General features: G+C 59.7%; 18 protein-coding genes and 1 tRNA gene. 7 read left to right on the forward strand and 12 right to left on the reverse strand.

The window, feature by feature from the left end; translation table 11 throughout:
- Positions 1-73: 73 nt before the first annotated feature.
- Positions 74-1,078, forward strand: a complete 1,005-nt coding sequence (locus tag CKW17_RS24720) for an AraC family transcriptional regulator (protein WP_095122279.1) — start codon at positions 74-76, stop codon at positions 1,076-1,078.
- 103 nt (positions 1,079-1,181) lie between these two features.
- Here the strand turns inward: CKW17_RS24720 and CKW17_RS24725 are convergent, their stop codons facing one another.
- Complete coding sequence (locus tag CKW17_RS24725) at positions 1,182-2,567, reverse strand: heavy metal sensor histidine kinase (RefSeq protein WP_095122281.1); 1,386 nt, start codon at positions 2,565-2,567, stop codon at positions 1,182-1,184.
- Complete coding sequence (locus CKW17_RS24730) at positions 2,557-3,237, reverse strand: heavy metal response regulator transcription factor (RefSeq protein ID WP_038367211.1); 681 nt, start codon at positions 3,235-3,237, stop codon at positions 2,557-2,559. The genes CKW17_RS24725 and CKW17_RS24730 overlap by 11 nt, the downstream gene beginning before the upstream one ends.
- A gap of 136 nt (positions 3,238-3,373) precedes the next feature.
- On the opposite strand from CKW17_RS24730, the gene CKW17_RS24735 reads away from it, so the two are divergent.
- Entirely contained in the window at positions 3,374-3,859 is a 486-nt protein-coding gene (locus CKW17_RS24735; RefSeq protein WP_095122283.1) for a heme-binding protein, read from the forward strand.
- Positions 3,860-3,871: 12 nt separating this feature from the next.
- Positions 3,872-4,282 (forward strand): hydroxyisourate hydrolase, encoded by a 411-nt coding sequence (gene uraH / locus CKW17_RS24740; protein WP_095122285.1) that lies wholly within the window; start codon positions 3,872-3,874, stop codon positions 4,280-4,282.
- A gap of 125 nt (positions 4,283-4,407) precedes the next feature.
- On the opposite strand, the gene CKW17_RS24745 is transcribed toward uraH, so the two are convergent.
- Entirely contained in the window at positions 4,408-5,085 is a 678-nt protein-coding gene (locus CKW17_RS24745) for a Crp/Fnr family transcriptional regulator (protein ID WP_095122287.1), read from the reverse strand.
- 84 nt (positions 5,086-5,169) lie between these two features.
- Here CKW17_RS24745 and CKW17_RS24750 point away from each other — a divergent pair, with 84 nt between their 5' ends.
- On the forward strand, positions 5,170-5,694 hold the full coding sequence (locus tag CKW17_RS24750; protein WP_095122289.1) for a DUF962 domain-containing protein: 525 nt from the start codon (positions 5,170-5,172) through the stop codon (positions 5,692-5,694).
- A 117-nt stretch (positions 5,695-5,811) separates the two neighbouring features.
- Here CKW17_RS24750 and CKW17_RS24755 read toward each other — a convergent pair whose 3' ends face one another.
- The 6 genes from CKW17_RS24755 to dibA all read right to left on the reverse strand — a co-directional run bounded on the left by CKW17_RS24755 (position 5,812) and on the right by dibA (position 12,170).
- Positions 5,812-6,801: a sulfate/molybdate ABC transporter ATP-binding protein gene (locus CKW17_RS24755; RefSeq protein WP_007963490.1), complete on the reverse strand. Its 990-nt coding sequence runs from the start codon at positions 6,799-6,801 to the stop codon at positions 5,812-5,814.
- Positions 6,802-6,804: 3 nt separating this feature from the next.
- Positions 6,805-7,677: a sulfate ABC transporter permease subunit CysW gene (gene cysW, locus CKW17_RS24760; RefSeq protein WP_038367233.1), complete on the reverse strand. Its 873-nt coding sequence runs from the start codon at positions 7,675-7,677 to the stop codon at positions 6,805-6,807.
- 12 nt (positions 7,678-7,689) lie between these two features.
- Entirely contained in the window at positions 7,690-8,508 is an 819-nt protein-coding gene (cysT, locus tag CKW17_RS24765) for a sulfate ABC transporter permease subunit CysT (protein WP_038367238.1), read from the reverse strand.
- A 173-nt stretch (positions 8,509-8,681) separates the two neighbouring features.
- Complete coding sequence (locus tag CKW17_RS24770) at positions 8,682-9,695, reverse strand: sulfate ABC transporter substrate-binding protein (RefSeq protein WP_038367242.1); 1,014 nt, start codon at positions 9,693-9,695, stop codon at positions 8,682-8,684.
- 134 nt (positions 9,696-9,829) lie between these two features.
- Positions 9,830-10,012: a sulfur starvation response protein OscA gene (gene oscA, locus CKW17_RS24775; RefSeq protein ID WP_007917682.1), complete on the reverse strand. Its 183-nt coding sequence runs from the start codon at positions 10,010-10,012 to the stop codon at positions 9,830-9,832.
- A 238-nt stretch (positions 10,013-10,250) separates the two neighbouring features.
- The gene (gene dibA / locus CKW17_RS24780; protein ID WP_095122290.1) at positions 10,251-12,170 is read right to left on the reverse strand and encodes a phosphodiesterase DibA; all 1,920 of its coding nucleotides are present in this window, start codon (positions 12,168-12,170) and stop codon (positions 10,251-10,253) included.
- 146 nt (positions 12,171-12,316) lie between these two features.
- Here dibA and desA point away from each other — a divergent pair, with 146 nt between their 5' ends.
- Both desA and CKW17_RS24790 read left to right on the forward strand, forming a co-directional pair.
- Positions 12,317-13,501, forward strand: a complete 1,185-nt coding sequence (gene desA, locus CKW17_RS24785) for a delta-9 fatty acid desaturase DesA (RefSeq protein ID WP_095122291.1) — start codon at positions 12,317-12,319, stop codon at positions 13,499-13,501.
- A gap of 143 nt (positions 13,502-13,644) precedes the next feature.
- On the forward strand, positions 13,645-14,634 hold the full coding sequence (locus CKW17_RS24790) for a sensor domain-containing diguanylate cyclase (RefSeq protein ID WP_095122292.1): 990 nt from the start codon (positions 13,645-13,647) through the stop codon (positions 14,632-14,634).
- Positions 14,635-14,770: 136 nt separating this feature from the next.
- Here CKW17_RS24790 and CKW17_RS24795 read toward each other — a convergent pair whose 3' ends face one another.
- The 3 genes from CKW17_RS24795 to gabD all read right to left on the reverse strand — a co-directional run bounded on the left by CKW17_RS24795 (position 14,771) and on the right by gabD (position 19,025).
- Entirely contained in the window at positions 14,771-15,982 is a 1,212-nt protein-coding gene (locus tag CKW17_RS24795) for a response regulator (protein WP_095122294.1), read from the reverse strand.
- 137 nt (positions 15,983-16,119) lie between these two features.
- Positions 16,120-17,397 carry a 4-aminobutyrate--2-oxoglutarate transaminase gene (gene gabT, locus CKW17_RS24800; protein ID WP_007917687.1) on the reverse strand — a complete coding sequence of 426 codons (1,278 nt, stop codon included), beginning with the start codon at positions 17,395-17,397 and terminating at the stop codon, positions 16,120-16,122.
- Positions 17,398-17,582: 185 nt separating this feature from the next.
- Complete coding sequence (gene gabD, locus CKW17_RS24805; protein WP_007917688.1) at positions 17,583-19,025, reverse strand: NADP-dependent succinate-semialdehyde dehydrogenase; 1,443 nt, start codon at positions 19,023-19,025, stop codon at positions 17,583-17,585.
- A gap of 442 nt (positions 19,026-19,467) precedes the next feature.
- Here gabD and CKW17_RS24810 point away from each other — a divergent pair.
- Positions 19,468-19,544, forward strand: a tRNA-Arg gene (locus CKW17_RS24810).
- The last annotated feature ends 58 nt before the right edge of the window (positions 19,545-19,602 follow it).

Here is a 19,602-nt window from a genome sequence, read left to right on the forward strand (position 1 = left end):
GCATCGTGCCTCGCCAAGGCCTGGATTGCGGTAGCCGAGAACGCCAACCTGTTGACCGGAAGCGCCAATCAGCATGAAGGAACCGACCTCCCTCGCCAGCTGGACCCGTGCCTTGCGCAAACAACTCGATGCGCTGGGGCTGGACAGCATTGCCTTGTGCCAACAGGCCGGGCTCGACCCGAATTTGATGGACGACCCCAACGCGCGCTATCCGCTGTCCGGCACTACGCGCCTGTGGGAAATCGCCGTGCAGGTCAGCGGCGACCCGGCGCTTGGTCTGCGCGTGTCGCGCTTCGTCAGCCCGACCACCTTTCATGCCCTCGGTTATGCGCTGGTCGCCAGTGGCAGTCTGCGCGAGGTGTTCGAACGTATCGTGCGTTATCACCCGGTGGTCAGCGATGCGCTGGAACTGGAGCTGAATCGTGGCGACGACCGCTACCAATTCCGTCTGAAAATTCCGTCAGGCAATCCGGCGCCGGCCTTCGAAGCCATCGATGCGTTTACCGCGATCTACGTGCGCACCTGCCGCAATCGCCTCGGCCGCGACTACGCACCGCTGGCGGTTTACCTGCGCCGCCCGGAGCCGAGCGATGCGCACCAATGGCACAAAGTCTTTCGCGCGCCAGTGCATTTCGGTTGTACGGAGGATCGCCTGGAGTTCGCCCTCGCCGACTTCGACAGCCACCTCGACGACGCCAACCCGGAACTCGCCGAACACAATGAAGCGGTGCTCAAACGCACCATGGCCCAGCTCCAGCCGCTGACTTGGGAGCGCAAGGTGCGCGATGCGATTGAAGAACAATTGCCGGAAGGTGAGCCGAGTGCAGAACGCATTGCTCAGGCGTTGCACCTGAGTTTGCGCAGCCTGCAAAGGCATCTGGCGGATGAGGGTTGTCGCTTCGACACATTGCTCAATGAGAGCCGCGAGAATCTGGCGCTGCTGCACCTGCGCGATCCGCAGTGCTCGTTGAGTGAGGTGAGTTATTTGCTCGGGTTTGCCGACACCAGCAGCTTCAGCCGCGCGTTCAAGCGCTGGACGGGGCTGACGCCGGGGCAGTTTCGCGATGGGTTGCGCTGATCCAGAATCAGGTTGTCTGATCTGGCGCCATCGCGAGCAGGCTCACTCCTACAGGGGGAACGCATTCCAATTGTAGGAGTGAGCCTGCTCGCGATAGCGCCCTTTAATTCAACGCAAAGCCCAGCTCAAAAATGGTGCCGCCAACATCGCTGTTCACCTGCACCTGCCCACCATGCAATTGCATGATCGACTGCACGATCGCCAATCCCAACCCACCGGAATCCCCCGGCTCTGCCCGCGCAGGATCGACGCGGTAGAAACGGTCAAACAGTTTGCCCAGATGCTCCGGCGCAATCGCCGGGCCATGGTTATGCACCTGCAACCAACACCACCCCGACTCCTCACGGCGACGCAGGCTGATCACGGTTCCGGGATCAGCATGACGCACGGCATTGGCCAGTAAATTGCCGAGCGCCCGTTGCAACAGTTGCTGATCGGCAAGCAATTCGCCATGCAGTTGATTGTCCAGCCGCACCTCACGGTCATCCGCCAAGGCTTCAAAATAATCACACAGCTCACCGCCAACGCTGGGCAAATCCAGCGTTTGCAGATTGAGCGCGCGCTCCGCCTGTTCGGCACGAGCAAGGAACATCAGGTTTTCCGCCATGCGCTTGAGCCGTTCGAACTCTTCCATGTTCGAGGCCAGCACTTCCTGATACTCCTCGGTGCTGCGCGGATGATTCAGCGCCTGCCCATTGCTCGCCAGCAAGGTATGCAATGGCGTGCGGATTTCATGGGCGAGGTCGGCGGAAAACTGCGAGAGACGCTGCACGCTGTCGTCCAGCCGCGCGAGCATGCCGTTGAGCGCCTGTACCGGTTCAAGCAGTTCAGCGGGCGTGCCATGGGCGGGCAACCGTTGGTCGAGGCTACGCAGATCGATACCGCGTACCGCTTCGCTCAACTGCCGTAACGGTTGCAGGCCTCGGCGCAGCAACAGCAAGCCCAGAGCGAAGGCTAGCAATGCACCGAGGCCGACGGCCAGATAAAGGCGCAAACGGTAACTGGCGAGCATCTGCTCGCGTTCACTCAGCACTTTGCCGGCGATAACCGTCAGCGGCTCACCGTCCGGTCCTTGTGCGTAACCGGACAACAGGGCCAGCTCAGCACCGTCCGACGCTTGCCACGTCAGCACGTCGCGGCGCTGCGGCGTGTGCTCGCGGGGGATCGCGTTGAGGGTTGGCAGATCGCGCTGACGCGGGTTGATAGCGATCACACTGGAGCCATCGGCACGGCGCACCAGTAGCAGGCTGTCGAGATTGCCGAGCATGTTCTGATAGAGCCGCGGCCGTGCCTGCAAGGCGCCCAAGCTATCGCTGTCGGCGAGCAAGGCGCGCACCTGTTCCAGTCGACCGAGCAACGCGAGGTCATCGCGCCAGGCGATTTCCGAGGCCAGCGAGCGGTAGAGAAATACGCCGATAGCACTCAACACCAAAGCGCAGACCAATGCGAACGCCAGCGCCAGACGCCAGGCGATCGACCTAGAGCGCATCGTCAGGGGCTTCCAGTTGATAACCGACACCGCGCACGGTGTGGATCAGCTTCGGCATGTAGGGATCATCGACTTTGGAGCGCAAACGGCGCACTGCAACCTCGACCATGTTGGTGTCGCTGTCGAAATTCAGGTTCCACACCTGCGAGGCGATCAGCGTGCGCGAGAGCACTTCGCCCTGGCGACTGGCGAGCAATTGCAGCAACGCGAACTCCTTGTTGGTCAGGGCGATGCGCTGGCCACCACGGCTGACACGACGGCGCAGTACGTCGATTTCCAGATCGGCGATGGTGTACGACTCGGCTTCGCGCATCGGCCCGCGCCGCAGCAACGTGCGTACCCGCGCGAGCAATTCGGCGAAGGCGAAGGGTTTGAGCAAGTAATCGTCGGCGCCCAGTTCGAGCCCGCGCACGCGGTCTTCAATGGCGTCCTTGGCGGTCAGGAACAATACCGGCGTGGCGCCGCGCTGGCGGATCAGTTGCAGCAATTGCCAGCCATTGAGGCCGGGGAGCATCACGTCGAGGATGATCAGGTCATATTCCTGCTGCTCGATAAAGTAACGACCATCGAGACCATTGAGCGCCACGTCCACGGCAAAACCCGACTCGCCCAGGCCCTTGGCGAGGAAATTAGCGGTTTTGGCTTCATCTTCTACGACCAGCAAACGCATGGCACACCTCGATTGATCAGGCACACAGGCTAGGCGCCTTCGGCGGCGTTGCCCATTACAAACTTGTAATCAGACTGACGGGCTTCTGACGAAGACCGGCGATTAAGGTGGCGACCTCAGCTTTTGGAGCCTGTCCATGACCGTCAAATACCTTGTAGCCAGCCTGATGATCGGCCTCAGTGGCGTCGCTGCCGCCAGTCCTGAGCTGCCGCGTCACGCTGATCTCGACCTGAAAACTGCACGGCTGCTCGCCGACACGGCAATGGCCAACTGCACCGGCACGGTGTCAGTGCTCGACCGTGGCGGCAATCTGTTGGTAACCCTGCGTGGCGACGGTGTCGGCCCGCACAACACCGCCGCCAGCCAACGCAAGGCGTATACCGCGCTGTCGACCAAAACCGCCACCCGGTTGTTCGCCGAACGTGCTCGCAGCAATCCGGAAACCGCCAACCTCAACACCCTCGACGAGTTGTTGTTGCTCGGCGGCGGCATTCCGTTGTTCGCCGCTAATGAGCTGGTCGGCGCGATGGGCGTGGCCGGTTCCGGCGGCGGCGAGCAAGACGAAAACTGTGCGATCAAGGCTGCCGGGAAAACCGGTCTGGCCATCACCCGTTCCCAATAAGGAGTTTCACTCATGACGACTATGCGCATGACCCTTGCCGCGCTCGGCCTGAGCGCTTTTTCGAGCCTGGCACTGGCGGCCGGTAATCCGTTGAGCGTGCACGTGCTCAATCTGGAAAACGGCCTGCCGTCGCCGGGCATCGACGTGACGCTGGAGAAACACGTCGGCCAGAACTGGCAGCCGTTGGCGCAGGGCACGACCAATGAACAAGGGCGGATTGCCGAACTGTTCCCGGCCAAACAGCCTTTTGAGGCGGGCGAATATCGGGTGGTGTTCAAGACTGGCGAGTACTTCAAGAAGGTCAAGCACGACACGTTCTTCCCGGAGATTCCGGTGATTTTTGAAGTGAAGCAGACCGATCAGCACTATCACATCCCGCTGCTGCTCAGCCCTTACGGTTTCTCGACCTATCGCGGTTCCTGAGCCCTACACAAATCCCCCTGTAGGAGTGAGCCTGCTCGCGATAGCAATCTGTCAGTCACAGATTGATCAACTGATAGATTGCTATCGCGAGCAGGCTCACTCCTACAATGGTTCGGCGTTGGATCCTAGATCATGGCCAGGGCGCGCAATCGCGCGGCATCAAAGATCTCGATCTCGCCATACCCAAGCCCGATAATCCCCTGCCCCTGCAAATCCTTGAGAATCTGGTTAGTGGTCTGCCGCGACAGCGACAGCATCGACGCCAACTGCTCCTGAGGCAATTGCAGCACGCGACGTGGCGCGTCGAGTTCGCCGTAGCCTTCGGCAATCATCAGCAAGCGATGAGCCAGACGTGCCGGCGCTGGCAGCAGGCTCAGTTGTTCCAGATTGATAAAGGCCAGGCGCAGTTTGTGGCTCATCAGCAGCGCCAGATGTCGCCAGTACACCGGCTGCTCATCGAGCAGTTTCAGCAGCGTCGCCTGCGGAATATTGAGCAACGTGCACGGCCCGACGGCATAGGCGTCATGGGTACGCGGCTGGCCGTCGAACAGGCAGATTTCGCCGAACCAGTGCGGCGCCTCGACCAGACTCAACAGCGCCTCCTTACCCTGCTCACTCACCGCCCCGATGCGCACGGCGCCATCGAGCACCGCGTACAAGCCGCACGGCGCATCACCACGCTGAAACAAGCGCTGCCCTGCCGTCAGCCGCCGCTCCCGGGCCGCCGCCAGCAGACTATCCTGAAAGGACACCGGCAGATGACTGAACCACTGGCCGCTCATCAATCGCGAACGAATTTGCATAAACACTCCTGGATTGTCGCCTGCCTGACAGAGCGAACCCTGATCCCGAGGGATGATGCGATCAACCCTACCGGAGGAACAACAATGAAAAGCCTCGTCGACCATCTCAGTCAATACGCCGCCTACCACCGTGATCCGCGCAATATCGCCAGCCACTTTATCGGCATTCCGCTGATTGTGGTGGCCGTGGCGGTGTTGTTGTCACGTCCGGAATGGTCGCTGGGCGGGTTGTGGATATCTCCAGCGGTTGTCGTGGCTTTGGCCTCGGCGTGGTTTTATCTGCGCCTGGAAATGAAGCTCGGGGTGTTGATGACGGTACTGATGGGCCTGTCGGTCTGGGCCGGGCATGTATTGGCGCAGCAGAGCACCATGGTCTGGCTGAGCAGCGGGTTAGCGATGTTTGTGATCGGCTGGGTGATCCAGTTTGTCGGGCATCACTATGAAGGGCGCAAACCGGCGTTTGTCGATGACGTGTCGGGGCTGATTGTCGGGCCGTTGTTTGTCGTGGCGGAGTTGGCATTCATGCTCGGGATGCGGCATGAATTGAAAGAGCAGATCGAGGCGCGGGCGGGGGTGGTGCGGGTCAATCCGAATCGTGCGGCTATCTAGACTTCAACCCTGCTCGTTCCCACGCTCTGCGTGGGAACGCCGCCATGGACGCTCCGCGTCCACTGTGACGCGGAGCGTCACGGGATGCATTCCCACGCAGAGCGTGGGAACGATCAGTTAAAGGCTGGCGACTTTTTGCCAGACCTTGGGTTTGAAGAACAGCGTTTCGCCCTTGGCCAGGCCGATCAGGCTGTCGTGATCTTTCACCACTTCGGCCTCGATCAAATCCGTCTGCCCCTCAACCTTCAACGTCACTCGTGTGGTCGCGCCCAACGGTCGAATATCACGCACCTCAGCCGCATGGTGATCTTCCAGCTCATGCTTGGACAAAGACACCTCATGCGGACGGAACAGCACGTGGTTGTCATCGCTCAACAGCAAGCGGTTCGAATCGCCGAGGAAGTGATAAACAAAATCGCTGGCCGGGTTTTCGTAGACGTCGCCCGGTGAGCCGATCTGCTCGATCACACCTTTGTTCATCACTACGATCCGGTCAGCAACTTCCATCGCCTCTTCCTGGTCGTGGGTCACGAACACCGAGGTCAGGTTGATATCTTCGTGCAGGCGGGCGAGCCAGCGACGCAGCTCCTTACGCACCTTGGCATCGAGGGCGCCGAACGGCTCATCCAGCAGCAACACTTTCGGCTCCACCGCCAAGGCACGAGCCAAAGCGATACGCTGACGCTGACCACCGGACAACTGCTCCGGATAACGATCCGACAGCCAGTCCAGCTGCACCATGTTCAGCAGTTCGTGGACCTTGGTGGCGATCTGGCTTTCGCTCGGGCGCTGGTTCTTCGGTTTCATGCGCAGGCCGAAGGCGACGTTGTCGAATACGGTCATGTGGCGGAACAAGGCGTAGTGCTGAAACACGAAACCGACGTTGCGATCACGCACATCGTGGCCGGAGACGTCTTCGCCGTGGAAGACAATGTTGCCGTTATCCGGGGTTTCCAGGCCGGCGATAATCCGCAGCAGCGTGGTCTTGCCGCAGCCCGACGGGCCGAGCAGCGCGACCAGCTCACCGCTGTGAATGTCCAGGCTGATGTTGTCCAGCGCCTTGAAGGCATTGAAATTCTTGCTGACGTTACGCACTTCGATCGACATGAATTATTCCTCCGCGGCGCTGGCGCGCAGGCGGTTGATACGGTTTTCGCTCCACTGCTTGAGCAGCAGGATGAAGAGCGCCAGGATCAGCAACAGGCTCGCCACGGCGAACGCGGCCACGTGGTTGTATTCGTTGTAGAGGATCTCGACGTGCAGCGGCAAGGTGTTGGTCACCCCGCGAATGTGCCCGGAAACCACCGACACCGCACCGAATTCACCCATGGCCCGCGCGGTACACAGCACGACGCCATAGATCAGGCCCCACTTGATGTTCGGCACAGTGACATGCCAGAACATCTGCCAGCCATTGGCGCCGAGCAAACGCGCGGCTTCTTCTTCCTGCGTGCCTTGTTCCTGCATCAGCGGGATCAGTTCACGAGCCACGAACGGCACGGTGACGAAGATCGTCGCCAGCACGATGCCCGGCAAGGCGAAGACGATCTGGATGTCGTGATCCTGCAGCCACGGCCCGAACAGGCCCTGCGCACCGAACATCAGCACGTAGACCAGACCGGCGATTACCGGCGATACCGAGAACGGCAAGTCAATCAGGGTCACCAGCATGCTCTTGCCACGGAACGAGTACTTGCTCACGCACCACGCGGCGCTGACGCCGAACACCAGGTTCAACGGCACCGAAATCAGCACGGCGAACACGGTGAGTTTCAGCGCCGACAGTGCATCCGGTTCAAAGATCGCGGTGAAGAAAGCACCGAGACCATTCTTCAAGCCCTGCGATACGACGATGAACAACGGCAGCAGCAGAAACAGGAAAAAGACCAGCCAGCCAAGGCCGATCAGGATTCTGCGCGAAGTGGCACTGCCACGGCGTGCAGCGTTGGCCGAAGAGGCGGCCGCAATAGACGATTGGGACATGTTCGCGCCTCCTTATGGGGTTTCGATGCGCCGCTGCAGCAAGTTGATCAGCAGCAACAGGACGAAGGAAACCACCAGCATCAGCACGCCGATGGCGGTAGCGCCGGTGTAATCGTATTGGTCGAGTTTGACCATGATCAGCAGCGGCAGGATCTCGGTTTTCATCGGCATGTTGCCGGCGATGAAAATCACCGAACCGTACTCGCCGACACCACGCGCAAACGCCAGGGCAAAACCGGTGAGCCAGGCTGGCAACAATGCGGGAACGAGGATGTGGCGGAACACCTGCAACGGTTTCGCGCCGAGGCACGCGGCGGCTTCTTCGACTTCACGGGGAATGTCGGCCAGCACCGGCTGCACCGTGCGCACCACGAACGGCAGGGTGACGAAAGTCAACGCGAGGGTGATACCCAGCGGGGTGTAGGCGATTTTGAAACCGAGGTCGGCAGCGAACTGGCCGACCAGACCGGCCGGCGCGTACAGCGCAGTCAACGCGATACCGGCCACGGCGGTCGGCAGGGCGAACGGCAGATCGATCATCGCGTCGATCACCTTGCGCCCCGGGAACGTATAGCGCACCAGCACCCAGGCCAGCAGCGTACCGATGATGCCGTTGATGATCGCCGCACACAGCGCGGTGCCGAAGCTCAGCTTCAGGGCCGCCAGCACCCGCGGCGCGGAAATAATCGTCCAGAACTGATCCCAGGTGAGTTGGGCGGCGTGGACGAACATCGCCGCCAGCGGGATAAGCACAATCAGGCTGAGGTACACCAAGGTGTAGCCCAGCGTCAGCCCGAAGCCGGGTATGACGGGGGAGATACGACGCGACATAAAAGTCCTTGGTTAAAAAGCATTCCGCTGAACGCACCAATGTGGGAGCGAGCTTGCTCGCGAAGAGGGAGTATCAGCCAACTCTACGTCGTCTGACACTCCGCTTTCGCGAGCAAGCTCGCTCCCACATTTTCCGCGCCTGGCTTCAGGCTTGATGTGTGGCTGAAGTCAGATTACTGCGCCTGATAAATCTGGTCGAACACGCCACCGTCGTTGAAGAATTTCGGTTGCGCGGTTTTCCAGCCGCCGAAGTCCTTGTCGATGGTCACCAGGTCCAGTTTCGGGAACTGCTGGGCGTACTTGGCAGCTACATCCTTGTCACGCGGACGGTAGAAGTTCTTTGCGGCGATTTCCTGACCGGCCGGGCTGTACAGGTGCTTCAGATAGGCTTCGGCGATCTGCTCGTTGCCTTTCTTCTCGGCGTTCTTGTCGACCACCGCCACTGGCGGCTCGGCGAGGATCGACAGCGAAGGCACGACGATGTCGAACTTGTCAGCGCCGCCATCTTCTTTCAGCGCCAGAAACGCTTCGTTTTCCCAGGCCAGCAACACGTCGCCCTGACCGTTGTTGACGAAGGTAATGGTCGAACCGCGTGCACCGGTGTCGAGGATCGGCACGTGCTTGAACAGAGTCTGCACATATTCTTTGGCCTTGGCCTCGTCACCGCCGTTGGCTTTCAGGCCGTAGGCCCATGCGGCGAGGAAGTTCCAGCGTGCGCCGCCAGAGGTTTTTGGATTAGGGGTGATTACCGAGACGTCGTTCTTGACCAGATCGCCCCAGTCCTTGATGCCTTTCGGGTTGCCCTTGCGCACCAGGAAGACGATGGTCGAGGTGTACGGCGTGCTCGCTTCCGGCAGACGCTTCTGCCAGTCGGCAGGCAGGGTCTTGCCGAGTTTGGCGATTTCATCAATGTCGCCGGCCAGGGCCAGGGTCACGACGTCAGCGCGCAGACCGTCGATCACCGCACGGCCCTGTTTGCCCGAACCGCCGTGAGATTGCTGAATTTTCACCGTGTCGCCAGCGTGGTCTTTCTGCCAGAACTTGATGAATTCAGCGTTGTAGTCCTGATACAGCTCGCGCGTCGGGTCATACGACACATTGAGCAGTTCGTAATCCTTGGCAACCGCGGAACCGGCAAACACAGCACTGGCCAGCGCGGCCAAAGCGTAACGGCGAATCGACGACATGGTGAAAGCTCCTGGAATTCTTGGTGGTGGCTTTTTCTTATGTATTTCGGAAATCGTGTTACCGGTTCAAAGATCGCAGCCTTCGGCAGCTCCTGCATAAATCCCCCGTAGGAGCTGCCGCAGGCTGCGATCTTTTAGCCCGGTTGTTTACCCGGTTGCTGCAAACGGAATTTTTCTTTGCGTTCGATCTGTACGACCTGCGCGTTGTGCACGGTGATTTCCACCGCGCCGAAACGCAGATCGCGCAGGGCGCTCTGGATTTCACGCAAGATGGTGCTTTCGTCCTGACCGTCAACGCTGCGAAGGGATGCGCTCATGGTGCTGCTCCTTTGAATGGGATTTGCCTGGCAGTGGGCGGCACTGCGTTCGGCGTGGGAGCAATATAAGAGAGGCACGGATATTCTTAAAAAGACTATTTAAGAATGTTTATATAACTAGAAAACATTATGTGGCGGGGCAAGGGCTTGCAGCCTGTTGAAGCAAAAGATCGCAGCCTTCGGCAGCTCCTACAGGGATCGGTGTAGGAGCTGCCGCAGGCTGCGATCTTTTGATCTTTTAACCAATCACCGGAGTTCTCGCCCAATCAATCTCCTGCTCCGGAACCGGCCGCCCAAACCAATACCCCTGCCCCAGATCACATTCCTGCTCCAGCAAAAACGCCGCCTGCTCAACCTGCTCGATACCCTCGGCATGCACCTGCATGCCCATGCTCCGGGCCAGCGCGATGATCACCCGGACAATCGCTGCGTCATCCTCATCCCACGGCAACCCGGCGACAAAGCCCTGATCGATCTTCAGCTTCTGCACCGGCAAGCGCTTGAGCCGTAAAAGCGACGAATAGCCGGTACCAAAATCATCGATGGCCAGACGAATCCCCAACTCGCGCAAACGGTGCATCTGCTCCAGCGCCACTTCCGGATCATCCATCACCGCGCTTTCAGTCACTTCCAGCTCCAGATACGCCGGATCCAGCCCGGTGTCGTGCAGCACCTGCGCCACCTGCTGGTACAACTCACGCCGGGCAAACAGCCGCGACGACACATTCACCGCGACGAACGACAGCACCATCCCGGCTTGTTGCCAATCACACATCTGCCGACACGCCTGCTGCATCACCCACGCGTCGATTTCGGCGATCAGCCCAGTGCGCTCGGCAATAGGGATGAATTCCGCCGGCGAGACCAGACCGCGTTGCGGATGCTGCCAACGCACCAATGCTTCGACGCCAATCAGGCGACTGGTTTTCAAGTCATGCACGGGTTGGTAGTAAACCCGCAGTTCCTGCTGCTCCAGCGCGCGGCGCAGCTCGAATGCGATCTCCACACGTTGCTGGGCGTGGGCGGTAAGTTCTTCGGTATACAAGGCATAACCGTTGCGGCCGCTGCTCTTGGCCTTGAACAGCGCCGCATCGGCATTGCGCAACAGTTGCTCGGCGCTTAGCGCATCGCTGGGGAACAGGCTGATGCCGAGGCTGGCGTTGATGAACAACTGATTGCCATCAATGCTGAACGGCTCCTTCAGCGCATCGAGAATGCGTTGCGCCAGCGCCGCCGCTTGCACCGGCTGTGGACAACTTTCTGACAACACCGCGAACTCATCGCCGCCGAGCCGTGCCAGGGTAATCCCGGGGCCGAACAGCGCCTGCAAACGCGCCGCCACAGCCTTGAGCAAGCGATCGCCGATGTTATGGCCGAGGCTATCGTTGATCATTTTGAAATGATCGAGATCCAGCATCAGCAGTGCACAGCCGCGCTTATGGTTTTGCGCCGAGGCCAGCGCCTGCTCGGCGCGATCGCTGAACAGCAGACGATTGGGCAGATCGGTCAGCGGATCGTGGTGTGCGAGGTGTTTGAGCTCATGCTCGGAATCCTTGATCGCGCTGATGTCGGAAAACACCGCGACGTAATGGCTAAGCCGGCCCTGATCATCGTGAATGACCCGGATGGTCTGCCACTGTGGATAAATCTCGCCGCTTTTTCGCCGGTTCCAGATTTCACCGCTCCATTCGCCTTGCGACTCAAGCGTGGCAAACATCGCCTGATAGAACCCTGGCGGATGGTGGCCGGATTTGAACAGGCTCGGCGGCTGCCCAATGACTTCTTCACGCTGATAACCGGTGATCTCCATGAAGGCGCGATTGACGTGCACGATCAGCCCATGATGGTTGGTCACCAACACGCCTTCGCGGGTGCAATCGAATACCGCCGCGGCCTGACGCAAGCGTTCTCGATCGGCGTGGCGCTCGCGCAAACGCGCGCCAATCCCGAGAAACTCACACAAGCGCGCCCGCGCCAGGAAAATCAGCCCGGCGCTAAGCGCCGCAAAGACGTAACCGTTGATCAGTTGCCATCGGGCAAGATCGACGGAGTTATCGAAGAAATTGTTTAATAAATGATCAGTACCTTGCAGCCAGACAGCGGCAAGCACGAGATAGAGCAGCGCTGCACGCAATGCATCGCGGTAAGTGGCAGGCATTCGGCTGTCCATGTCCCTACAAAAAGGTTGGAATTATAGGTCAAGAAACATTCAGCGACTCTTATCTGAAAGGGCGACTGGTTTTATCTGTGTGCTTGGTGATAATGCAACGGCTGTTTTTATCTTTATCGAGGGCCCTATAGCCTATGTGGTACGAAGGTTTTCTTGGCTTGTCGGCCTGGTCTCTGGTCGCGGTCACCCTGCTGATGACCCACGTGACAATTGTCGGCGTCACGGTCTATCTGCACCGCTACTCAGCCCATCGCTCGCTGGAGTTGAATGCCGGCCTGAAGCACTTTTTCCGTTTCTGGCTGTGGCTGACCACGGCGCAGAACACCCGCGAGTGGACCGCCATCCACCGTAAACACCACGCCAAATGCGAAACCGAAGATGACCCGCACAGCCCGGTCATCAAGGGTTTGTCGACGGTACTGCGCACCGGCGCGGAGCTGTACCGCGCCGAAGCGCAGAACCCGGAAACCCTGCGCATCTACGGCAAGAATTGCCCCGAAGACTGGATCGAACGCAACGTCTACAGCCGCTACCCGCTGCTGGGCGTGGCAATCATGGGCGTTATCGACCTGCTGCTGTTCGGCACCATCGGCATCACCATCTGGGCGATCCAGATGATGTGGATCCCGGTTTGGGCTGCTGGCGTCATCAACGGTCTGGGCCATGCTGTCGGTTACCGCAACTTCGAATGCCGCGACGCGGCAACCAATCTGGTGCCGTGGGGCATCCTGATCGGCGGCGAAGAACTGCATAACAACCATCACACCTACCCTAACTCGGCCAAGCTGTCGGTGAAGAAGTGGGAGTTCGACCTCGGTTGGGCGTGGATAAAAGTCTTCAGCTTCCTGCGTCTGGCCAAGGTTCAGCGTGTAGCGCCAATTGCCCACCGCGTCGAAGGCAAGGGCAATCTGGACATGGACACTGCCATGGCCATCCTCAACAACCGTTTCCAGATCATGGCCCAGTACCGCAAATTGGTCATCGGCCCGCTGGTCAAGCAAGAGCTGGCCAAGGTCGATCATTCGGTACGTCATCAGTTCCACCGCGCCAAACGTCTGCTGTCGCGGGAAACCAGCCTGCTGGAAGACCGTCATCACTTGCGCATCCAGACCATGCTCGAGCACAGTCAGGCGTTGAAGGTAATTTACGAAAAACGCCTGGCCCTGCAGCAGATCTGGGTCAAGACCAGCGCAAATGGCCACGACATGCTCGCCGCCATCAAAGAGTGGATTCACGAGGCCGAGGCCAGCGGTATCCAGTCCCTGCGTGAATTCGCCGACCAGTTGAAAACCTACTCGCTGCGCCCTGCAGCCGCCTGAGACCGTTGATCGGTGCACCCGGCTCCCGGGTGCACCCTTCGGAACTTCGCTAAAAATCGCCTATCTCAAAGACACTTCGCCATCCCGGCGGGCTGTACTGTGGCCGTTGTCGAATTGCGGCACGTCCTTTGAGATCTGTGCCGATGGTCAACAACAATCAAAAAGACTCATCCTTCCCGCAGTGGCCCGAGGCCGCGCAAACCCTCATGGCGTTGATGCACGCCCAAGGCGAAGTCGCTCGGCTAAGCGAACGCGAGCAGCTGTTCAGCTCATTGCTGGTCAGCGTCAACGCCGTGCTTTGGGCTTTCAACTGGGAAACCCGTCAGGTGCTGTACGTCAGCCCCGCCTACGAACGGATTTTCGGTCGCTCCGCCGGCCTCCTGCTCGCCGACTACAACCAGTGGCGCGACAGCATCTACCCCGACGACCTGGAATACGCCGAACGCAGCCTTGCCGAAGTGCTGCACAAAGGTGCGGTGGAAGATCGCGAATACCGCATCATCGCCGCCGACGGTCAGGTGCGCTGGCTCAGCGACAAGTGTTTCATCAACCGTCAGGACGAACCCGGTCAACCGGTCATCATCGTCGGCATTGCCGAAGACATCACTGACAAGAAGCAGATGGAAACCGAGCTGCATCGCTTGGCGACCACCGACGTATTGACGCAAAGCAGCAATCGTCGGCACTTCTTCGAGTGCGCCAACCGCGAGTTCGAAGAGGCACGTGTGCATGGTTCGCAGATGGCCTTTCTGCTGCTGGATATCGATGACTTCAAAATGATCAACGACAGTTACGGCCATCCCGAAGGCGACAACGTGTTGCAGCGGATCGCTGAGTGCGGGCGTGGCTCGTTGCGGCGCGGTGATCTGTTCGGGCGGATTGGCGGGGAAGAGTTTGCGGCGGTGTTTCCAGGGTGCGCACCGGACATGGCCATGCAAGTGGCCGAGCGACTGCAGCAGGAGATTCAGCGGTTGAGTTTCAGCCATGACGGCCAGACGTTCGGCATCACTGTCAGCCAAGGGCTGACCAGCCTTACCGGGGAAGACGAAAGCCTCGACAGCCTTTTCGCCCGCGCGGATGCGGCCATGTATGAGGCCAAGCGACAGGGCAAGAACCGGATTATTTCTGCCTGACCCGTATCTCAGCTACACAGAGATCCATTGTAGGAGTGAGCCTGCTCGCGATAGCGGTGTGTCGGACACACAGAATTGACTGACACACCGCTATCGCGAGCAGGCTCACTCCTACATTGGAATTGTGTAAGTCAGGTTATTTGCGCATCCGCATCAATTCCGGCAAGCCGATCTTCAACAACCGCGCCGTGCGACTCTTCGCCAGTTCCTCAACGCCTTCATGCTCAGTCAGATGCGCCATCTGCGCCGCCATGTTCATCACCAGCGCCTCACGGGAATACACGCCACCGCCGAGCTGGTAGACCGACGCAATCAGCTCACGCAATTCCAGCGGCAATCGCCAGCGAGTACGCAGGGCCGAACCATAAGCAGCACCGAACTCGGCCAGCGCCTCGCCGACTTCCTCCAGTTCATCCAGTTCACCACCGGCCTGCTGCCATTCCTGCAAGCAGCGCAATAACGCCAGATCCCCCAGGCGATGGAGCATGCCCGCGCAGTAACAGCGCTCCTGATCGAGATCGAGCAGCCGCGCGAGGGTGCGCGCATATTCCGCAGTGTGCAGCGACAGTCCCCAATAACGCTCGGCATAATCCGCCAGACACGGATCACTGAGCCTGGCGCTGCGCTTGAGTGCCAGCCCCAGAATCAGGTTCATGCTCTGTCCGGTGCCCAGGCGATGCAGGGCTTGCGCCAATGTTTGCACCGGCGCGCCGTGGTGCTGCGCCGCGCTGTTGGCCGCAGCGATCAACACCGCCGTGATCTGTGGATCGGTTTTGATCTCATCTTCCAGCAGCTTCAGATCGAGGCCATTGGGATTGAGGCTGCGCTTCACCGCCACCTGAACATCGGTCATCAACGGCGCGCCGTCGGCCTGCTCACGTCGACGCTCAAGAAACACTGACAAGGTCATGCCCGGCGCCAACGTCGGCACCTCACAGAACACCTCTTCACCGGCATTGAGCAGTAAACCCTGCAAACGCTCGGTCAGATTTTCCATATTCAGCGGCTTGGTCAGATACGCCGTTGGCGCCAGCGGAATCGCTTCGCGCACGCTGGCACTGTCGTTACGGCTGCTCATCAGAATGAACGGCAGCGGTGGGTTGCGTTTGCGCTGACGCACGCTGCGCAACACGCTCAAGCCATCGACGCCGGGTAGCTCCCAATCGACGATGGCCAGGTCATAAGGAATTTCGCTGAGCATCGACAGGGCTTGCTGGCCATCGGCACACAGATCCAGTCGCGCATCGCAACGCACGTTCAGCAACACTTGTTTGAGCAGATCGCGAGACCACGGATCAGCCTCGGCAATCAGCACTCGGGGTACGGCGGGTAAATCAACGGCACTCATGCGCGCTCTCCCTTGCAATGCCTGAACCTTAGCCAATGCTGGCCATTCGATACAGCGCTAAAGCGCTCGATGCGTTTCAAGGGGCGTAAAAAAACCCGCCGAAGCGGGTTTTTTGTCGATCAGGTCACACGGGGTGATCAGAGCTCGGAGAAGCACTCTTCGATGATCGCCAGACCTTTGTCCAGTTGCTCGTCCGGCGAGGTCAGCGGTACCAGGACGCGCAGAACGTTGCCGTAAGTGCCGCAGGACAGCAGGATCAGACCCTTGTCGCGCGCCTTGGCCACCACCGACGCTACAGCAGCAGCGTTCGGCTTGTGGCTGTCGCCGTTTTCGAACAGCTCGACCGCGATCATCGCGCCCAGGGCGCGGACTTCACCGATCACCGGGTACTTGGCCTGGATAGCTTTCAGGCCAGTGACCAGACGCTCGCCGACAGCTTTGCAGCGATCCAGCAGTTGCTCTTCTTCGAACACTTCCATCACCGCCAGAGCAGCGGCGCAAGCGATCGGGCTCCCAGCGTAGGTGCCACCCAGGCCGCCTGGGGCGATGGCGTCCATGTATTCAGCCTTGCCGCACACACCGGCGAGCGGGAAGCCGCCAGCGATGGATTTGGCGAAGGTGGTCAGGTCGGCAGCAACGCCCATCTGTTCCATGGCGAAGAACGTACCGGTACGGCCAGCGCCGGTCTGTACTTCGTCAGCGATCAGCAGGATGCCGTGCTGGTCACACAGCGCTCGCAGACGCTTCATGAATTCTTTCGGCGCAACGTAGAAACCACCTTCACCCTGAACCGGCTCGATGATGATCGCGGCGATGTCTTTCGGCTCGGCGTCGTTCTTGAAGATGCGTTCGATGGAAGCGATCGAGTCGTCGATGCTCACGCCGTGCAGTTCGTTCGGGTACAGCGCGCGGAAGATACCGCCTGGCATCAGGCCCATGCCGGCCGAGTACGGCACGACTTTACCGGTCAGGCCCAGGGTCATCATGGTGCGACCGTGGTAAGCGCCGGTGAAGGCGATCACGCCGGCACGGCCAGTGGCGGCACGGGCGATTTTCACGGCGTTTTCCACGGCTTCGGAACCGGTGGTAACCAGCAGGGTTTTCTTGGCGAAATCACCTGGCACCTTGGCGTTGATTTTTTCGCACAGCTCAACGTAAGGCTCGTAAGCCAGCACCTGGAAGCAGGTGTGGGTCAGCTTGTTCAGTTGTTCGGTCACGGCCGCGATGATTTTCGGGTGCACGTGGCCGGTGTTCAGTACAGCGATGCCGCCGGCGAAGTCGATGAACTCACGACCTTCAACGTCAGTCACGGTAGCGTTTTTTGCCGATTCAGCGAAGATCGGGTGAATCTGGCCAACACCACGTGGAACAGCTGCGGTACGACGGGCCATCAGTTCAGCGTTAGTCTTGCTCATTACAGTCCTCATTCGCCGCTCATCGGGCGGCGTGGTTCAAGGATTAAGCGGGAGGAAGCGACGGTGGCAGCATGCGATGATCGACTGCCACGGCGTTCCCGGCCGCAGAGAAAATTCCGGTTTGAAACCACGCAAAGGGACAGCGCTCTCGTGCCCTTTGCGTTTGCAGCGATCCTTGTCCGAGCTTAGATGCCCAGGCAGAGGTATTTGATTTCCAGGTAATCTTCGATGCCGTACTTGGAGCCTTCACGGCCCAGGCCCGAAGCCTTGATGCCGCCGAATGGCGCGACTTCGTTGGAGATCAGCCCGGTGTTGACGCCGACCATGCCGTATTCCAGCGCTTCAGCGACACGGAACACACGACCGAGGTCACGAGCGTAGAAGTACGAAGCCAGACCGAACTCGGTGTCGTTGGACATCGCGATCACTTCGGCCTCGTCTTTGAAGCGGAACAGCGGCGCCAGTGGACCGAAGGTTTCTTCCTTGGCCACGGCGGCATTTTTCGGCACGTTGGTGAGGATGGTCGGCTCGAAGAAGTTGCCTTCCATCGCCTTGCCGCCAGCCAGCACGGTGGCGCCTTTGGCTACGGCGTCAGCGATGTGCTCTTGCACCTTGGCCACGGCTTTTTCGTCGATCAGCGGGCCAGTGGTGGTGCCGTCTTCCAGACCGTTACCGATCTTCAGTTTGGCCACGGCCACTTTCAGCTTCTCGGCGAACGCATCGTAGACCGAATCCTGAATGTACAGACGGTTGGCGCAGACGCAGGTCTGGCCGTTGTTGCGGTACTTGGAAATGATCGCGCCTTCGACGGCCTTATCCAGATCCGCGTCGTCGAACACTATGAACGGCGCGTTGCCGCCCAGTTCCAGCGAGACTTTCTTGATGTCCTTGGCACATTCCGACATCAGTTGACGACCGATTTCGGTCGAACCGGTGAAGGACAGTTTGCGCACGATCGGGTTGCTGGTCAGCTCGCTGCCGATGTCGCCGGCGCTGCCGGACACCACGCTGAACACGCCCGCAGGAATGCCCGCGCGCTGAGCCAGTTCGGCCAGTGCGAATGCGGAGAATGGAGTTTGCGAAGCAGGCTTGAGCACCATGGTGCAACCGGCAGCCAGCGCTGGACCGGCCTTGCGGGTGATCATCGCCGCCGGGAAGTTCCACGGGGTGATCGCAGCGGTCACACCGATTGGCTGCTTGATCACGATCAGGCGCTTGTCTGGCTGATGGCCCGGAATCACGTCACCGTAGATGCGCTTGGCTTCTTCGGCGAACCACTCGATAAACGAAGCGGCGTAAACGATTTCGCCCTTGGCTTCGGCCAGCGGCTTGCCTTGCTCGAGAGTCATCAGGCGCGCGAGGTCGTCCTGGTTCTCGATCATCAGTTCGAACCAGCGACGCAGCTTGCCGGCACGCTCTTTGGCGGTCAGTGCACGCCAGGCTGGCAGCGCTTTGTCAGCGGCTTCGATGGCACGGCGGGTTTCGGCGGCGCCCATTTTCGGTACGGTACCGAGGATTTCGCCGGTGGCCGGGTTGTTGACCTTGATCGTCTGACCGTTGTCCGCATCGACCCAAGCGCCATCAATGAAGGCTTGCTGGCGGAACAACAGGGTGTCTTTAAGCTGCATGTCGGCTTTCCTTAACAGCACCGCGGCCTGCGCGGAGCAAATTATGATTGTAGAAAGGCGCCTCGCGAGGCTGCCGTCAGGGAAATCAGTGACCGGGTGTGGCGCATCGACAGTGCACGATTCGAAACACCGGCGCTTCAACGCCCGGTCAACGAGCGTTTGAAATCTCAAACGGATCGTAGGATCAAAGGGGTTAAAGGACAATAGGTCGTTCGAAAAAAAGAACAAAAACGGCGTGTTTGTGGAATTTTTCAGATCAACGAGCCAAAAGCCTCAGCCGCAACAAAACCATAGAACAGTCCCGAGAAAGCGCCAAGCGAGGGTTTTGCAGGACGTTACCGCTTTATGGAATACCGCGATTTGCGCCGACACGCGCACTGACAATACCTGCTCAAACCCAGCATGGACGCCCCGAGCCGACCTAGGTATGATGTCGCCCGCTGCACCAGTAGCTCAGCTGGATAGAGTACTGCCCTCCGAAGGCAGGGGTCGTGGGTTCGAATCCCGCCTGGTGCACCATTGATTTAAACGAGAAAGCCCCGGACTGTGATGGTCCGGGGCTTTTTTGTGGACGATG

This window comes from Pseudomonas sp. Irchel s3f10 (assembly GCF_900187515.1).
GTDB classification, from domain to species: Bacteria; Pseudomonadota; Gammaproteobacteria; order Pseudomonadales; family Pseudomonadaceae; genus Aquipseudomonas; species Aquipseudomonas tensinigenes.

Coding starts and splice junctions, on each gene's coding strand:
- CKW17_RS24770 (WP_038367242.1), bottom strand. CDS start 9,695: ATGTCGTCGATTCGCCGTTACGCTTTGGCCGCGCTGGCCAGTGCTGTG.
- CKW17_RS24725 (WP_095122281.1), bottom strand. CDS start 2,567: ATGCGCTCTAGGTCGATCGCCTGGCGTCTGGCGCTGGCGTTCGCATTG.
- cysW (WP_038367233.1), bottom strand. CDS start 7,677: ATGTCCCAATCGTCTATTGCGGCCGCCTCTTCGGCCAACGCTGCACGC.
- uraH (WP_095122285.1), top strand. CDS start 3,872: ATGACGACTATGCGCATGACCCTTGCCGCGCTCGGCCTGAGCGCTTTT.
- desA (WP_095122291.1), top strand. CDS start 12,317: ATGTGGTACGAAGGTTTTCTTGGCTTGTCGGCCTGGTCTCTGGTCGCG.
- CKW17_RS24720 (WP_095122279.1), top strand. CDS start 74: ATGAAGGAACCGACCTCCCTCGCCAGCTGGACCCGTGCCTTGCGCAAA.
- CKW17_RS24745 (WP_095122287.1), bottom strand. CDS start 5,085: ATGCAAATTCGTTCGCGATTGATGAGCGGCCAGTGGTTCAGTCATCTG.
- dibA (WP_095122290.1), bottom strand. CDS start 12,170: ATGCCTGCCACTTACCGCGATGCATTGCGTGCAGCGCTGCTCTATCTC.
- gabD (WP_007917688.1), bottom strand. CDS start 19,025: ATGCAGCTTAAAGACACCCTGTTGTTCCGCCAGCAAGCCTTCATTGAT.
- gabT (WP_007917687.1), bottom strand. CDS start 17,397: ATGAGCAAGACTAACGCTGAACTGATGGCCCGTCGTACCGCAGCTGTT.
- CKW17_RS24730 (WP_038367211.1), bottom strand. CDS start 3,237: ATGCGTTTGCTGGTCGTAGAAGATGAAGCCAAAACCGCTAATTTCCTC.
- CKW17_RS24795 (WP_095122294.1), bottom strand. CDS start 15,982: ATGAGTGCCGTTGATTTACCCGCCGTACCCCGAGTGCTGATTGCCGAG.
- CKW17_RS24790 (WP_095122292.1), top strand. CDS start 13,645: ATGGTCAACAACAATCAAAAAGACTCATCCTTCCCGCAGTGGCCCGAG.
- CKW17_RS24755 (WP_007963490.1), bottom strand. CDS start 6,801: ATGTCGATCGAAGTGCGTAACGTCAGCAAGAATTTCAATGCCTTCAAG.
- CKW17_RS24735 (WP_095122283.1), top strand. CDS start 3,374: ATGACCGTCAAATACCTTGTAGCCAGCCTGATGATCGGCCTCAGTGGC.
- cysT (WP_038367238.1), bottom strand. CDS start 8,508: ATGTCGCGTCGTATCTCCCCCGTCATACCCGGCTTCGGGCTGACGCTG.
- CKW17_RS24750 (WP_095122289.1), top strand. CDS start 5,170: ATGAAAAGCCTCGTCGACCATCTCAGTCAATACGCCGCCTACCACCGT.
- oscA (WP_007917682.1), bottom strand. CDS start 10,012: ATGAGCGCATCCCTTCGCAGCGTTGACGGTCAGGACGAAAGCACCATC.